This is a genomic window from Paenibacillus dendritiformis (assembly GCF_015845845.1).
Taxonomy (GTDB): domain Bacteria; phylum Bacillota; class Bacilli; order Paenibacillales; family Paenibacillaceae; genus Paenibacillus_B; species Paenibacillus_B dendritiformis_C.
In genome coordinates this window covers 1-16520 of sequence record NZ_LDIG01000067.1, presented here as the reverse complement: position 1 = coordinate 16520, position 16520 = coordinate 1, and the positions used below count along the sequence as shown (strand labels likewise).

Below are 16520 nucleotides of genomic sequence, written 5' to 3'. Positions count from 1 at the left end.
TAATTAAACTAACATTGGACTGTAATAAGTCGACATGGGATCTCCTTCAGTTGATTCGCATCTATGCGGAAAAACCATGGGAAAATTTGATCGCTGCACTCAACCGCAAGCCGACCCGAACATCTAGGGGACGACCAAAGCGAAATGGGAGACGTCCGAAAAAGGCAACGAAGTCGATGAAACCGAAACTGATTGTGAGGTAATGACAAACGAAAAAATAATTTTACATAAAATGGATAACGCGCAGGGTCTATTTCCAGCTCGACTTTTTTAGACTTAGCGCGGACATTGCAGATGTAAATATATATCATATATTGATGTTAATTGAAATTAGATTATGAACTAACCGCTCGATGCAACGCTAGTGTACTTTTGCAGGAATTTCATCAAAATGCACCCTAAACAGCGAAAATTGCTGCACCCACGCAGGATCTTACAGTCTCTTCCCACTTCCGCAGCTGGTTCCATCGCTATGTCCGTCACTGTGTCCTCTGCTATGTCCTACCGATATGCCCGCCAATATGTGCGTCGCTGTGTCCCCGATATTTCCGCTGTTGTATCCGCCGCCGCCATGCCCGACACCGTTTTTTCCCGCTCCACATCTCTGTTGACCCGTCTGACCAATCATTTGGCAATGCCTCTTAAGCACCCTCCTCTTCATTTTTTCAGGGTAGACTCGAGGAATAAAGACAACCCCCTGAAAATAAGGAGGCGCATTTGTGATTCATACCGAATGGAGACCGTCCTAAGAGCAAGCCGCCGGGTATGTTCGCCGCCAATTGGGCGATGAGGCGGCCATCGCCGGAGAATGGCCATGTACCCGACTCGCACTGGCAAGCATCGAACGAGGTGACAGTCGGGCTGTACCGCGTGGCCGGAACCGCCCTTTGGCCGGGCGGGCGCTGCCCTGGTCTTTTTTTGAACTCCAGCTTCACTTCGCCCGCTTCCGCCTTCATTTCCTGCTTGTACCTTCAGACCGTTAGGCAGGATCGGCTGCCTCAATCCGCTTTTGCCTGATCGCGTCGGAAGAAGCGGCCGGCTTGGCCGCGGCTTTGTTCGTGGATTGCGAAACCGCTTCGGCAACCGCGTTCATCGAACCGAACAGCAGCAGCATGCAGAAGGCCGCGATTGCCGCCTCTTTGAAGCTATTTTTCATCGTATCCCTTATCCTTCTACCTCTCTTCCACAGGGCAGCTTCCGACAGACCAAGTTTTCTTCCGGTCGGCGAGGTCATCATCTGCCTTGATGCGCCTCCTGCGCCTTGCTGCGGGCCGACTCCAGCACGGCCTGCGCCTTCTGTTCCAGTTCGGCCAGCGCCTCATCCACCGGCTTCTCGTTATCGATCACGGATTGCAGCGCTTCATTCGCCAGCGATGAATACGCCTCATAGAAGCTGTCCGGAATCCGCTTCATCACGCGTTCGTTATGCTGAGGCGCCGGCTTCAGCATATAGAACACCTCCGTATCGGCGCGATCGCCGCCGGAGACATAATCGGTTATCGCCGGCAGGTCGCTCCCGGCCGTACGCGATCGGGCCTTGGCCACCTCCGGTCCGTTGATGAAACGGACAAGGTTCCAAGCCGCCTGCTTGCGGGGAGAATCCGCGGCGATAGCCAGAATCTGGGGCACGTAGACCGAAGTCGATTCATCGGGCCGCGCCGGGTTGATCGGAACCGTAACTATGCCCCAGTCGAAGGTCTTCGCTTTGCTGCGGAGCTGGGAAGCAAAGTAATGATCACTGAACAACATCGCCGCTTCACCGTTCAGGAACTTATTTATGGCGAGAAAATAACCGTAACCCTCCGTGCCATCGCCCGCTTCCTTCGGGGAACGGACCGATATCGCCTTGCTCCGGATCGCATCGGCCGCGATCTGGAAGGCCTGCTTCCATCCTTCCGATTGCAGCACGACGTTCTCGCCTTTTGCATCGAATAATTGCAGATCCAAGGTCAACGCAACCTGGGACAGCACATCGTGAGCTTCATTGCCAATCAGGCCATAGACAGGGGCGTCCTCTGTCCCGGTATTCGCGAACCGTGCCGCCAGCGCGAATATGTCAGGCCACTGCATCTTGTTGGAGGGGGGATCGATGCTGTTCTCTTTGAACAAATCCGCATTGTAATACATGACCCGCGGCCGGATGAATGGAGCCAACCCATAGAGCGAACCGTCCCCCTTCTCCCGCAGCATGTCGATCATGCCCGGCATATATCCGCTCAGATCGAATTGATCCTGCATGATCGCCGGGTCCAGATTATACAGCTTGCCCGCCCGGGCCAGCGCTTCATATTCATCCTGGTCCAGCAGCAGCACATCCGGCTTATGCAATTCGATAAGCCTCTTCAGTTCCTCCTCGTAATCCCCTTGCCGCGCCTCTTCTATCCATTCTCGCGCCTGCAGCACGTCCACCTGGATGCCCGGGAACTTGGCGGCGAACATTTGCCCATATTTGGTATGGAACGGCTCCACATCCGGGTACCATATTGTCAGACTGCCGGGGGCGTCCTCCCCCAGTTCGTCCTGTACGGGCTTGCCTGCCATGCAACCATTCAACAGGATCGCAATACTAAGCAGCAGCCCCGTTATCTTCCATTTCCCTGATAACCTCATCTCTTCTTCCTTCCCCCTTAGCTGGCGGTCTTGCCTCTTTACCGTCGGAGGCCCGCCTGCCGCAAGCTTCCCTATGTATGGCGACAGGCGAACGCAAGCCCGCCCGTCCACATTCGTTGCGCGTGTGATCCCCGGTCCCTACTGGCCGCTGCGGGCCGCCTGAAGCGCCGCTTGCGCCTGTTGCTGCAGATTCGCCAACGCCTCGTCCACCGAACTCGTCTGATCGATCACGGCTTGCAGCGCTTCGTTCACCAGGGACGCATAAGCGTCGTCAAAAGACTTGGGAATCTTCTTGTCTGTACGTTCATATTTCCGATCCATCGGCTTCAGCGCATACAACGGTTCCGCGCTTTTCCCGTTGAGGTCCTTGACGTAGCCGATGCGAGTCGGCAGCTGGTACAACATCCCTTGCGCATCCGAGCTTGCTCTCTCCGGACCGGCGACATACTTGATGAATTCCCAAGCCGCCCGCTTGTTCGCGGACTCCGCCGATATGGCGAACGTCTCTCGATAAAACGCAAATGGCGATTCTCCGGGATTCGCGGGGTCTACAGGGACCGGAACTATGCCCCATTCGAACTTCTTGGCCTTCTTACTGTACGATGTATCGTTAATGTTGTAGGCCAAGCCTGAACCCGCAATGACCATGGCGGCCTGCCCGTTGATGAAGAGATCATCGGACGGGAGATAGCTTGGGGCCTCGCCCGCCCCAAGCACCTTCACCGTACGGCTGCGGACCGCATCCGCAGTCATGCGGAACGCCTGCTTCCATCCCTCCGATTCCAGCAGCACGCTCTCCCCTTGCGCGTCGAACCTCTGCAGCTTCAGCGTCCTGGCGATACTGTCCAGCAGTTCCGCCGCATCGCCATCGCCAGCGTACAATCCATACACGGGTTCGTCGGCCGTTCCGGCGCCCTTGAAGCGAGCGGCCAGATCGAACAGCTCTTGCCAGGAGAGGCCGCTGCGGGGCAGCTCGATGCCGTGCTCGGCGAACAGGTCGGCATTATAAAAGATGACGCTGGTGAAGAAATTCGGCGTCAGCCCATAAAGCGAGCCTCCCCCCTTCTCCCGCAGCGAGTCAATCAAGCCGGGCATGTACCCGTCCACATCGAACTGCTCCTGCTTGATGATCGGCTCCAGGTTGAACAGCTTGCCCGCCTGGGCATACTCTTCATACTCGTCCCCGCCAAGCAGCAGCACGTCGGGCTTATGGAGGTCCACCCATTTCGCCAGCTCGCTCCGGTAATCGAAATCCTCGCCGCTTCTCCTTTTGGTCATAAGCTCCTTCGTGCTCACAATATCGAACTCGATATTGGGGAACTTGACGTTGAACGCATTTCCGTATTCCCGGTAAAAATCATCTTCGTTATAATAAAGAATCTTTATCGTTCCCTTGCCCTCCTCGCCAAGCTCTTCCAAGACGGGCTTCGACCCGAAGCACCCGCTGAGCAAGACGACGGCCCCAAGCAGAAGCAGGCCTTTTTGGGCAATGGCGGATAGTCGCATCATCGTTTTCATTCTCCTTTACTGGCGCCACCCGGAAACGTTACTTGGCTTTCGCTCCGGCCGGCTGCTGGACCGCGCTTTCCGCAAGCTCGATCAGTTCTTCTTTCGTTAATGGATTTTCCGGATTCGTCGAAATGGTAAATTGATATTGGTTGTCTGTCCAGCTCAGTATATTTTTAACGGATTGAGGGGATTTTTTCTTCGTCTCTTCATCCCATTCCTCGGCCGCCGTAAAGTGGTAACCTTTCTGCTGGCCGCGCTTCTTCGCGATCTCTGCGCTCATCAGGCTAAATTGGAGCTTCACGACATCTTTTCCGTTCTTGAATTCGAGATCGACCTGGCCCGCTTCCGTCCATTTGATGAGCTTCAAATAAGCGGCTTTGTCTTTGGCCTCCGCTTTCACTTCTTTCTGATACTTGTCGCCATAGGCCAGAATCGGCGGCTCGATGTTGGCTTTGGTGAACTTATACCCTTCCGGCAAGCCGTCCGGACGCTTCAATACGGGAGTCTTCAGCTTGGATGCTACTTTCATGTAATCTTCATAGCTTTTGAAATTGTACATATTCAGATAGTTGGAAAAGTGCTCGCCGCCATTAAGCGACTTATCGCTTACATACAATATGTAATAGTCACCCGGATTTTTTTTCATTTTGGCATACTTCGCTTTTTCCGCTTCCACTGCCTTTTTCTTCTCCGCGGCGGAAGGCGCCTTCGCTGCGGCCAGTACCGTCACTTCCTTGGCCGTGTTGGCCGGCGCCGCCTCCGCGGCGATGTGCATCGAATGGAACAGCAGCAGGCAGCTCGTCACGGCAATCGCCGCTTTGGTCATGTTTTTCATGTTCTATTTCCCCTCTCCAGCGTTTCGTTTTTGATCGTTCTTCGGTTCAAGTCCAGGCCGCAATGCATTGCTTTGGGATCCCTTAGGCGCAAGCCTCTATGTTATAAACACAGCTAGGCGAGAATAGGTTCACTTTTGTGGAAATCATTTGTTGTGCTCGTCCAAAAAAATAGACCAACCAGAAATCTCTGGTCGGTCTGGCGCTGCGGCAAGCTCTCCGCATTCGCTGCCGCAGCGCGGAATGAAGAACGTCCCTTTATTGAAGCTTCACTGTTAACTCCCGTTCCGGATGTCTGACCAAATACATAAAGATATACATCTCCGCTTCCGTTCCTTCAAAGCCGGGATAGACGTCCACCCGCTTGTTGAGGCTATCGTTAAGCCCGGCGCCTGGTATCCAATCGAACAGGATATGTCCGGGGATGCGCCGATCTTCCTGGCGAATGAACGTCTGATTGATTCCGCCGAATCGTTCGTCCGAGCTTTCGCTTTCTACATACAGATCACCATTCTGCTTGTAGTAGGTCCACTTCACCGGATATTCTCCAACGTCCATCGTCAACGTCTGTTTTTCGCCCGAAATATTTGACAGAAGGATCGGTTGTCTGTAATCCCATCTTTCCTCAACTTCATATTGCAGCAGCAGCTCCATCGGCAATTCCGCTGTCAGGCGGAGATCAGGCGGAGCCTCGAACAGATACGTCTGCAAATAATGAGATCCCTCGCCCGTATTGTCCGTTAACCATTCTTCCCCTTCCAGCTTCCGGCCGCCAACGGACAAGTAGACGCCCTTATAAGGCAACCGCGAGTTTGGTCTGCCATGCTCAATCTCCACCCGAATGCCTGTCGGACGAATGAACAGCTTGCGGACGACGGCCTCTCCCTCCGTCGTTCGCACCGGCACGTCCAGGGTGCGGATAGCCGATGCATGCAAAGCCTTCTCCTTGTTCAGCCGCAGCCCTTCGAGATTCCATTCGCCGTCTATCTTCTTGCCCGGCGTCATGTAGGCGAGCTCGAACGTGATATTTTGCTGATGAATGTCGTCCAATTGATAAATCTCTTGCTCCGCCCACTTGCCGTTATCGAGCCCGACCCGTATACCGGATCGCTTCATGAGCTTCCCGTCCTTTTTCACCAGAATCGCGGGAAGATTCGTATTCGCGCTCCGCTCATCCCAATACGTATAGAGGGATTTGAGCACCACTTTCCCTTCCGCTTCCCGTGAAATCTGAATGCTTGCGGATTCAATGCCGCCATCCTGAACCGGGAACGTCTGCACGCCAGTCTCGGCCAGATCGAGAGCCAGCGGCAACCGCTTGGTGTTATACTCCTGCAGTCCCCGCACGCTAAGCTGCAGCTCTGTCTCCGTGCCGTCGAAGATCCATGGCGTTTCCAGAAAACCGTAGTATCGTTTATTTTCCTTATCCCAAATGTGGGAGTAGTATCCTTTTTTCCAGTTCATTCGCATCGTTAGGACATCATTCAGCTTCACCACTTGTTCCCCGTCGGCCTTACGCAGCTCCACCTCGGAAAATCTCCATTCCCGCGGCTCCTCGTCCCCCGGATCGAAGCTGTATAACAACGTGGTCCCGTTGCCATCAGACATGGCCGCATCGACCGTAAATGTAACGCCGCTGTTCGTAACCGACTTGTCAATCGTCTGCCCGAATCCGTGGTTCAGCGCCGACTTCACGCCCGGCCGGAACGTAAAATCCCAATGTCCCGACATGGAAGCCAGCACCGGCGTCGCGATCAGCACCAGCGCGACCGCCGATAAGACCGCCAAGCGGCGCCCGTGAAGGAACGTCGTTCGGCCTGGCCGGCCTGAGGATTCCGCCCCGGACTCTTGTCTGGCCGCATCGATCCTTGTCCACATCGCATCGAAATCGGGATAGTCGTGTCCCTCCTCATCGCCGAGCCGCCGGGCAAGGTCCGTCTCCACGCGTGTCTCCTTGCTCATTATCCGCACCTTCCTTCCTGCCTCTTACCTGCTTATGTACGCTGCTATTCCCCGACTTGCCCATCCCATTCGGCTCAAGCTCGGCCGGCTCCTCCAGCATGGCCCTCATCAGCTTCTGGCCCCGATTCAGGCGCGACTTCACCGTACCAACCGGGATATCCAATATGTCGGCAATCTCTTTAAGCGCCAGATCATTCGTAAAGCGAAGTGTCACGACCACCCTGATTTTATCCGGCAACCGCGCCATGCGGCTCTTCCATTCATCCTCCGTCTCCTGCTGCTCGACCACGGCGAGAACAGGCGGCTCCGCCTGCTCCCGCTGGAACAAGAGCAGCAGCTTCTCCTTCATTCGTCGCGTCTTGCCCCGCCGCAGATGGTTCAAGCAGTGGTTGACGGCGATGCGCATGAGCCACGTCTTCAGGTGCTCCACCTGCCGCCATCCCGAGGTGAACGCCTTTACGAACACCTCTTGGCATATATCCTCCGCGTCTGACGCATCGCGCAGCATATAGTAGCAGGTCCTGTACACTTCTTTGTTGTACCGCTCGAAAAATTCCCTGTCCGTCAACAGGCCCTCCACCTTTCCCATGCTCTACTCTATTAAGTTAACAACTTAGCGGGAGAAAAGGTTCATTGTTGAACAAATTTTTTCGAACAACGTGGCACTTTCCCTTGCGTCCGCCTGGTCAATCGGGGAGCGGCTAATGAAATGCGGACCATCTGCCGATATACATAAGGGAGTATGTCTGAGGAGGATATTGAAATTGCCACAATTCGTTCGGCGGCTCAATCGCTGGCTGCTGTTCCTGATATTACTGGCGCTGTGCGCCTTTCCGATACAAATCCTGCTCGCCTCCAAATTCAAAGAGGGCGGGCTGTCCTTCTCGTTCGGCATGCCTACGGACGATATCGTCCTCATGCTGCACAGCAATACCGCCTTCGTCGGCCGCTACCTCGTTCCGATCGATGAGCAGAAGGACAAGGCGTCGCCATACCAGGAGTCCGGCGAGACGCTGGTTCCCGCCCGCTTCCTCGCTTCGAAGCTGGAGGCCGAGCTGGCCTATGATCAAGCCAAAGGCACAATCACCTTCACCAAAGACGACGCGCGGGTGACCTATCGGCTGAACAAACCGGAGGTCAAAATTGCGGGAGCCACGTCCCCGGTCAATACGACTCCGTACGTCAAGGACGGGTTGACGTACGTGCCGCTTCGCCCGGTCAGCGAGGCGCTAGGGCGCAATATTTACGCCCGGGACGGCGTGATCGCACTCAGGAATCGCGATGACGCGCCAAATGAGACGCAGTGGAATGATTGGCGGAAGGAATTGTCCCAATATATCGACTATGATACGTTCGGACCGTATGGGGTCCAGCTCGGCGGGCGCTTCGAGCGCGTCTTCCGCCGGTGGGAAGACGCCGTCGCTTACGCCCGGCAGGCGCCCGGACGAAGGGTCACCTATCGCGGGAAGCATGTCATGTGGGACCCGGAGAAGCCGGCGCCGAAGTCGTTCCGCTACAACGGGGCGCCGCTCATACTGCAGCTGCCGGAGCTGCCGCGCGGCTGCGAAGTCACCGCCCTGGCTATGCTGTTGAAGACGGCCGATGTCGACGTCGACAAGATGGAACTCGCCCGGGAAATCCGCCGGGACCCGACGCCATATAAGAAAGCCGGCGGCAAGGTATACTTCGGCAATCCGCATAAAGGGTTCGTCGGCGACATGTACACCTTTGCCAACCCGGGACTCGGCGTCTACCATGAGCCGATTGCCGAGCTGGCCGAGCGCTACCTGCCGGGCCGCATTGCCGACTTGACCGGCACGTCGGTCGAGCACCTGCTGTGGATCGTCGGGCAGGGCACCCCCGTCTGGGTCATTCACACGACGATGTATGATGAGGTGCCGGATAAATATTGGGTCACATGGGAGACCCCGGACGGCCCGGTGCGCGTCACCTACTTCGAGCATTCCTTCATCGTCACGGGCTATGACGAGAAATATGTCTATATCAATGACCCGCTCGGCCGCCGCGATCGCATCGAACGTTCCGCCTTCCAGAGAGGCTGGGAGCAGATGGGGAGCCAAGCCATCACCTATTTGCCGCCGGAAGAGTCTATATAGAATGTTGCGGCTCCAAGCAAAAGCCCGAAGCTTCCCTGTCCTGTGACAAGGAAAGCCTCGGGCTTCTTTTCAGCCAATGATATAATCTCAACGCCGCTATACATTTTCTTCGTCTTGATGGTTCGATACCCGGCTATTGAAATACCATAACGCATAGAGCACGGCGCCAACCAAAATGAACAATCCGACCATCCAAGGAATCAGTTCACCCATTCCATCCACCTCCCCTGTCAAATCCATGCGGAGCCCAACGGTCACCGGGCTGCACATGGTCCTGCGGTATGAAGCAGCGAATCTGGTTGTCTGTGTCTACATGATATACCCTTGTTGCCATTGTCTGAACCTCAATCCGTCGGCGATCGCCTGTCCGTCGCCGTCCGGCCAAGCCTCTCCCGCGCACCCCCTCCCTTCCCATCCATGTACAAGCTGGAGCAGTCAGTCGCTCACTCTCCTCTCCATCATGCCATAAAAGGAAATAAATTCAAACCCAATTCGATCAAAATGGATGCCTTTGGCGCCAAAAACCCATTCGTCATCCCTTGGCCTTCTGCTTGTTATATATTATCCAGCGGCCTTTTTCATCACTATCCCGTTGACTCATAAGCTTGCATGGCGTGCTCCTTTTACGTCCACTATCCCATTGCCTCATAACGGTTCAAAGACCTGACTGCTCTCCGCTGCTCTTTTGATCGCAATCCCGCTCACTCCTAGGATTACTTTTCGCTTGCCGTTCTTTACGCCATATCCCAATGCCTCATACTCTTTTCGCATCACACGAGCTGTTCGCATCACACGAGGCGCGTTCCTTGCTATCCCGTTCGCTCATACAGCATCAGAGGATTGAGGCTTCTTCGCCTCACTCCGCTTCGCTCTTCCTTTCTTTCTCTTTATGCGATTTAATTTCGGGTTCCGCATTATTCGTGACACAGGCTTCTCGATCCAGAGCGGATTACATCCAGTGGAACAGTCTGTATGAACCGATGGGATAATGAACAAAAGGATACGCCCCCATACATCACATTCCTCTTATCTCTTCCGACCTCATCCCCTGCCTTGACCGGATATCGTTCCGTTCTCTTCGCTGGTGTTTTTTGTGCCGCTCCGGCTTGATGGCCCTCTCGGCAGTCATCGGCGGCCAACCGAAAAAACGGAGCTCGCAGCAACGCGGACCCCGTTCGTCTCTATTGATTAGGATATTTCCTCAACTGGCGCATCGAGCACTTCCGCCTGCAGCCGGTGAAGCTCTGCCTTCAATTCGCTGACAACCGCCTCATAGCCCGGTTCACCGTATACGTTGCGCATTTCGCAAGGATCCTGCTCCAGATCGAACAGCTCCCACTCCGGAGGCCGATCCTCGTCGACCGACCCCGGCGTGCCCAAAGCCTGCGCATAATAATAAATCAGCTTATACCGGTGCGTTCGGATGCCATAATGCGAATAGACGTTATGATGCTCGTCCAGGTGCATCCAATAGCGGTAATACATCGAGGTTCGCCAATCCGCAGGCGTCACTCCCTCCCATATCGGCCGGAGGGAACGTCCCTGCATGCCAGCAGGCGCCTCGATCTGCGCATAGTCCAGGAAGGTCTGCGCGAAATCAACATTCAGGGCCATCGCATCGGTCACGCTGCCCGGAGCAATCGCCTTCGGATAACGGACGACGAACGGCATGCGCAGCGACTCCTCGTACATGAACCGCTTGTCGAACCAGCCGTGATCGCCGAGGAAAAAGCCTTGGTCGGAGGTATAAATGACGATGGTATCCTCCGCAATACCTTCCTCGTCCAAATAATCGAGCAGCCGCCCCACATTGTCATCAATGGACGCGACGCAACGCAAATAGTCCTTAATATAGCGCTGGTACTTCCACCGCTTCGCTTCCTCCTCCGACATCCCTTCCGGCGGATCTCCCTTCGTATCGGTCGTGACCATGTCGCGCCCAATCCGCATTTTCGCTTCGGCGGCAGCTTGCGAGCGATTGGCATAATCGTCATCGAACGTCTCCGGATACGGGATTTCCACGTCCTCGTACATGCGGCTGTGACGCTCATCCGGCTGCCAAGGCCGATGCGGCGCCTTATGATGGCACATCAGCATGAACGGTTTGTCTGGATCCCGCTTCCGCAGCCAATCCAATGACAGATCCGTAATGACATCGGTTACATATCCTTCGATACGGCGGCCGCCATTTTCCTCCAGGAACTCGGAATTGAAATATTCGCCCTGCCCGTCCAGAACGCTCCAATAATCAAATCCTGTCGGATTGGCATGTCCGCCGTGTCCGAGATGCCATTTGCCGACAATGGCGGTCTGGTATCCGTGCTGTTGAAGCAGCTTCGGGAACGTCTGCTGCCTTCCGTCGAAGGGATCGTCTATCGATTTCACTCCGTTGAGATGGTTGTAAGTCCCCGTCAAGATAGAAGCGCGGCTCGGCGAGCAGATCGAATTCGTGCAAAAGCAGTTGTCGAAGCGGATGCCTTCATTCGCAATCCGGTCGATATGAGGCGTCGTGTTGATGCGGCTGCCATAACAGCTCATGGCGTGGGAAGCATGGTCATCTGACATCACAAATAAAATGTTCGGTCTTCGGTATGATGCGGTCGTCATCGTTGTCCACTCCTTCAGTGAGCGAAGGCGGCTCCTGCCCAGACAATCCTTAAATCATAACATTGATGCAGCGGAGAGCCTGTCCTTCGTTAAAATGTGATAAATGTTAACGGTAACCCTTCGTGGCATGACAAGGAGAACCCTGCGGAACAGCACAGGGCCCCGTCATGCCATCATGAATCCTTCGGCTTGTCTTCCTTCACTCGCTTCAAATACTCATCGTACCGGCCGTCGATTTCCTTCGCCATGCTTCGATACTGCTTCGTCTCCTCGACAATCGGGTCGAGGGCCGTCTGAATCCGGATCTCGGTGCGGGGCGGAAGGCGTCTTCGCACCGCCTCCTCCTGCTCCTCCGTCTCCATGTCTCCTTCGGTCAGATATTCGCTGAGCCGGGCTTCCAGGCGCCGGCGCTCTTCTGATTCGGGCATCAGCGATCCCCCTCCTTCATACCGTAGTATACCCAATTCATAGGCTTGTTCGAGAAAACACGCTCCTCCTGATGATGTAGCGGACTACCCGCATCCGGACACCCGGTGCCGAGCGAAGCCGCAGCCGCCGGTTCGAAGGTCCGCCATGTGAAGCCGGGTTGTTACCCTTGCGCTCCCGCCGCCTCCAACGCTCCGATGAAGGCGTCATGGATGGCGCCGTTGCTCGCGACGACATCGCGCACGCCCAGATGATACGGCTGTCCGTACGTATCGGTAATCTGTCCGCCGGATTCGCGAATGAGCAGACTGCCTGCGGCCAAATCCCATGCATTCAGATTCAGCTCCCAGAATCCGGTCAGCCTGCCGGCTGCGACATAAGCCATGTGCAGAGCGGCCGAGCCCGCCGTGCGGATATTGCGCACCTGCGGCGCCAGCGCCTGAATGCCCGCCAGGTTGGCCGGCAGGGCGCGGGTACGCTCGGTCGGGAAGCCGCTCGCTATCAGACTGCCGGACAATTCCTTCTCCGGAGCGACCTGCATGCGGCGGCCGTGCACGTAGGCGCCTTTGCCCTTCTCCGCGACGAACAACTCGTCGCGCATCGGGTCATAGACGACGCCGACGATGACCTCGCCCTGATGGGCCAGCGCGATCGAGACGGAATAGAACGGGAAGCCGTGGACGTAGTTCGTCGTGCCGTCCAGCGGATCGATAACCCACACATACTCCTCGTTCTTCACCTGTTCCCAGGCTTGCTTGGAAGCGTCGCTGCCCGGCTCCACCCCTTCTTCGCCCAGAATGGCATGATCCGGAAAATGGGTCAATATCAGCTTGCGGATCATTTGCTCCGCGCCTTTGTCCACTTCCGTAACAAGGTCATGCATGGATGACTTTATATGAAGCGACTTGAACTGCCCCACCTTGCTCTTGATCCATTCGCCCGCCTTCGCCGCGCAATTGACCGCTACCGCGGTGTGGCTTTTGCTGGACACGACGTATGGAACTTTTTCCTTCGTATTCAAAACAATCACGCTACTTTCTGTAAAAAATGGAACGGACTACCCCCTACCTATTCTACGTTCCTGCAACAGCCGGGTTTCATCGAATTTCGACTGGCCCAATCATCGGATCGCGCGTCCCGTTCCTGCCTTTACACCGGAAGATACAGAAAATCCGCCTTGAGGAACCGGCCTCGAATGAGATCGATCCCGCAAGGCGGACGCCTGCTGCAGCGCCCCGTAACTATCGTGTTATACTCCGATAATATGGAAACCGCCGTCTACATAAATCACTTCTCCCGTGATGCCTCGCGACAGATGGCTCATCAGGAACATCGCGGTATCGCCCACCTCTGCGGCGTCCGTCGTGCGGCGGAGCGGCGCCTTCTCTTCCACTTCCTTGAGGATGGAGTTGAAATCGCTGATGCCCTTCGCAGCCAATGTGCGGATCGGTCCGGCCGAGATCGCGTTGACGCGAATGTTATGTTGTCCGAGATCATTCGCCAAATAGCGAACCGACGCCTCAAGCGCCGCCTTCGCCACGCCCATGACGTTGTAATTCTTCATCGCGCGCTCAGCGCCCAGATACGTCATCGTCATGATGCTGCCGCCTTCCGTCATCAGCGGATGCAGGCGCTGAGCCACCGCGACGAGCGAGTAAGCGCTGATGTCATGCGCCAAGGCGAAGCCTGCGCGGGATGTGTCGACGTACATCCCTTGCAGTTCCTCCGTCTTCGCGAAGGCAATGCTGTGCACCAGTCCGTGCAGCGTGCCGAATTCTTCCCGCAGCCGGCTTGCCAGCGCCTCAATATCTTCATCGACGGTCACGTTGCAAGGGAGAACGAGCGAATTCGGAATCGTCTCCGCCAGCTTGCGCACGCGGCCTTCCACCCGTTCGCTCTCATATGTAAATGCCAATCTTGCGCCCTGGGCGGCCAAAGACTGCGCAATCGCCCAGGCGATGCTGCGATCGTTCGCGACGCCCATGACGACGATATTTTTACCTGCCAATAATTGAGTCATTGCTTCAACCTTCCTCCTCTCGCCTACTCGCTTCATCGCGCATCATAGCCACAATCAAGCAGTAAACGTTCTGTGTCCAACGTATCGTATTTTCGCCACATTTTCAAGTGGAAGTCCATTACGGATCGATTCGAACGCTGGCCTGATCCGCGATCGCAACCCCTTCTCCCTCGCATGCCGCGAGATCGTCCATCAGCTTGAACAGGGCCTTGTCTTTGTGCTTCGCCTCAATCATCACGTCCAGCCGCTGCGTATGGGCGGCAGCCACCCGCAGAAAATCAAGCAGCGGCCCAACATCGACATCATCGGCATGCCCGCGGATATCCTTCTCGCTCTTCGGGCTGGAGACATGAATCTTCGGCGGAAGCGGATCGTCCGGCGGGGCGTCGGCCTGGGCATACGGCGTCTCCCAAGTCTTGGCGATGCGGGGCCACAGCTCTTCCAGCGCCTCGCCTTCATTATTTACCTGATGATGATGAATGTCGAGGACCATTGGCAATCCAAGCCGCTCACAGACGGCCAGCGTCTCCGCCGCCGTGAAGGTCTTGTCGTCATTTTCCAGCGTCAGACGCCGCAGCAGTTCTTCCGGCAGTCCCTCCGCATGGCGAACGAACCGTTCTCCGGCCGCTCGTTTGTTGCCGTAGGCTCCGCCGATATGGATATTGTTCTTCGCCCGCGCGTCAAGCCCCATCGCCTGCAGCATCCGCAGATGGAAGTCCAGATCGCGCTTCGAGCTCTCCAGCACCTCCTTCCGCGTCGTGCTGAGCACCGTGAAGTGATCGGGATGGAATGACAGGCGCATGCCGTGCCGCTTCGCATAATCGCCGACAGCCGCGAAACCGTCCCGCAGCGCCGGGAACGGATCCCAATCGGCCAGCGCCTCGTGAGTCGCCAGCGGAATGAGCTTCGAGGACATCCGGTACAGCCGGATATCATGCGCGCGGTTATGCTTCAGCAGCCGAAGGGTATTATGCAGATTCTCCGCCGCAATTCGCTCCAGCTTGCGCAGCGCTGCCTCGCGATCGGGCAGCGCCTGAAAGCGCTTAAACGTCATTGTGCGCGACGGGGATGCGTTCGCCACCACCATCGACATGGCCACGTACCCGAATCGGACAAGCATGGAATCAGACTCCTTTTCCTCTGCGTCGCAAGTGGCGCGCAGGCATTCTTATTCCTAGAATGCCCTATTTCCCCCAACCGGAACCGTGGCACGCGCTCCATCGGCTTCCCTTTTCTCGCCCCGGATCAAAAATAGAAGCCCTTCGGCCTGGATAACCGGCATCAGGCGCTTCTATTCCAGGACGCGCTTGCGGAGCTAGGCGCGGTTCGGATTGCCGAAGAACATCTCGTGGGCCAGAGCGGTCTGGACCCGGGACTCTTCTTCGTTCAATCTGCGGACGAGCTCCATCTCGACCGCCGTCACTTCCTCGCCCTGAAAATTAATCTCGGCGATGGAGGCGCTGCTCTTCACAATCGCAACCGCCGTATTGTCCGGCGAATAAGCGATGACCATCTGGCCGGTCGGATAGATCCGGAAGCCTTCCTTGGTCATTTTGCAGCGTCCATATTCCAGCACGCCTTGCCCAGAAAATTGCGATACGGCCGCATCCGATGTATCGACAAAAAGATACAGCAACAGCATGGCCGGCGTAAATAGCAGAATAATGCTCAGCAGCTGCAAATAAAATCGTTTTTTACGCTCGATCACCGGCTTCTTCAACCCAAGCCAACTTAGAAAAGATTGATGTCTTCGGGCCGTAACCAGCCACCATGCGAACGGAATCAGTGTGAATAGGCCGACTTGAAGTACGGCGCTCACCATTATCGTTGCGATATTCATCTTAATCATTCCTGTCTCTTCATTATAAAAACGGACGAAAGAAAGGCGGAACCGCGGTGTGGCATAAATCCGAACCTTACTGTTCCTTCTGCCGCTCGAATTGGAAAGAACCTTTATGATGTTGACCAATCACTTTCATATAATAAGAGCCGCTGGCTCTCCAATACTTCCCATCATTAGAGAGTAGCTCCCCCCGCTGCAGCCAGCAAACATAATGGAGAATAGGGCAAGCCAGAGAAGGACTGGCAGGCGCCCGGTCCATCGGCACGAATGAATTGACTTCATCGTCGACACTCCTCGTATAGTATTTCCTGAAGGCAGTTTTGAGTCTTTTTCCAGTCCTTTATAGGAACATGGAATGCCTTCAAAATTTCCAGTTTTCATATTGAAAATTAATATTGGGACTGGACTTTCCGGAATGTCTCCGGACAATGGAACTTAGGGTTCCATTCGGGGAAATTCGTTTCACTCCTGTAGTCCAATCTGCTTTTTAAGTCTGTTTCTCCGGTACTCGCTTGCACTTCTTACCCGCTGGCTGTTCCCTTCGGCAACCCATGCCCGGCAGTAGCAGCGTCGGGGCAGCTCATGGACCGAAG

General features: G+C 55.7%; 12 protein-coding genes and 1 pseudogene. 1 reads left to right on the top strand and 12 read right to left on the bottom strand.

Going from position 1 to position 16520, the window contains the following annotated elements; translation table 11 throughout:
- Window positions 1-979: 979 nt before the first annotated feature.
- The 6 genes from ABD76_RS03705 to ABD76_RS03680 form a co-directional block, all read right to left on the bottom strand.
- On the bottom strand, window positions 980-1156 hold the full coding sequence (locus ABD76_RS03705) for a hypothetical protein (protein ID WP_197254378.1): 177 nt from the start codon (window positions 1154-1156) through the stop codon (window positions 980-982).
- Between the two features lie 77 nt (window positions 1157-1233).
- Window positions 1234-2610 carry an ABC transporter substrate-binding protein gene (locus ABD76_RS03700; protein WP_197254375.1) on the bottom strand — a complete coding sequence of 459 codons (1377 nt, stop codon included), beginning with the start codon at window positions 2608-2610 and terminating at the stop codon, window positions 1234-1236.
- Window positions 2611-2748: 138 nt separating this feature from the next.
- On the bottom strand, window positions 2749-4119 hold the full coding sequence (locus ABD76_RS03695; RefSeq protein ID WP_197254374.1) for an ABC transporter substrate-binding protein: 1371 nt from the start codon (window positions 4117-4119) through the stop codon (window positions 2749-2751).
- 37 nt (window positions 4120-4156) lie between these two features.
- Entirely contained in the window at window positions 4157-4954 is a 798-nt protein-coding gene (locus ABD76_RS03690) for a hypothetical protein (protein WP_242069347.1), read from the bottom strand.
- A gap of 256 nt (window positions 4955-5210) precedes the next feature.
- On the bottom strand, window positions 5211-6914 hold the full coding sequence (locus ABD76_RS03685) for a DUF4179 domain-containing protein (protein ID WP_197254373.1): 1704 nt from the start codon (window positions 6912-6914) through the stop codon (window positions 5211-5213).
- On the bottom strand, window positions 6862-7482 hold the full coding sequence (locus ABD76_RS03680; RefSeq protein WP_242069346.1) for an RNA polymerase sigma factor: 621 nt from the start codon (window positions 7480-7482) through the stop codon (window positions 6862-6864). Before ABD76_RS03680 ends, ABD76_RS03685 begins: the two co-directional genes overlap by 53 nt.
- A 196-nt stretch (window positions 7483-7678) precedes the next feature.
- On the opposite strand from ABD76_RS03680, the gene ABD76_RS03675 reads away from it, so the two are divergent.
- The gene (locus ABD76_RS03675; RefSeq protein WP_197254371.1) at window positions 7679-9031 is read left to right on the top strand and encodes a C39 family peptidase; all 1353 of its coding nucleotides are present in this window, start codon (window positions 7679-7681) and stop codon (window positions 9029-9031) included.
- A gap of 1188 nt (window positions 9032-10219) precedes the next feature.
- Here ABD76_RS03675 and ABD76_RS03670 read toward each other — a convergent pair.
- From ABD76_RS03670 to ABD76_RS03645, 6 genes and pseudogenes are all read right to left on the bottom strand, one after another.
- On the bottom strand, window positions 10220-11638 hold the full coding sequence (locus tag ABD76_RS03670) for a sulfatase family protein (protein WP_197254370.1): 1419 nt from the start codon (window positions 11636-11638) through the stop codon (window positions 10220-10222).
- A 173-nt stretch (window positions 11639-11811) separates the two neighbouring features.
- Window positions 11812-12066, bottom strand: coding sequence for a hypothetical protein (locus ABD76_RS03665; protein ID WP_168182543.1), 255 nt, complete (start codon window positions 12064-12066; stop codon window positions 11812-11814).
- Between the two features lie 161 nt (window positions 12067-12227).
- Entirely contained in the window at window positions 12228-13085 is an 858-nt protein-coding gene (locus ABD76_RS03660; protein WP_197254368.1) for an inositol monophosphatase family protein, read from the bottom strand.
- A gap of 228 nt (window positions 13086-13313) precedes the next feature.
- A complete protein-coding gene (gene fabI, locus ABD76_RS03655; protein ID WP_168182544.1) occupies window positions 13314-14084 on the bottom strand; it encodes an enoyl-ACP reductase FabI in 771 nt (256 codons plus the stop codon).
- A 118-nt stretch (window positions 14085-14202) separates the two neighbouring features.
- Entirely contained in the window at window positions 14203-15204 is a 1002-nt protein-coding gene (uvsE, locus tag ABD76_RS03650; protein ID WP_197254366.1) for a UV DNA damage repair endonuclease UvsE, read from the bottom strand.
- Window positions 15205-15399: 195 nt separating this feature from the next.
- A pseudogene (locus tag ABD76_RS03645) lies at window positions 15400-15660 on the bottom strand (hypothetical protein); the annotation flags it as partial.
- Between the last annotated feature and the right edge of the window lie 860 nt (window positions 15661-16520).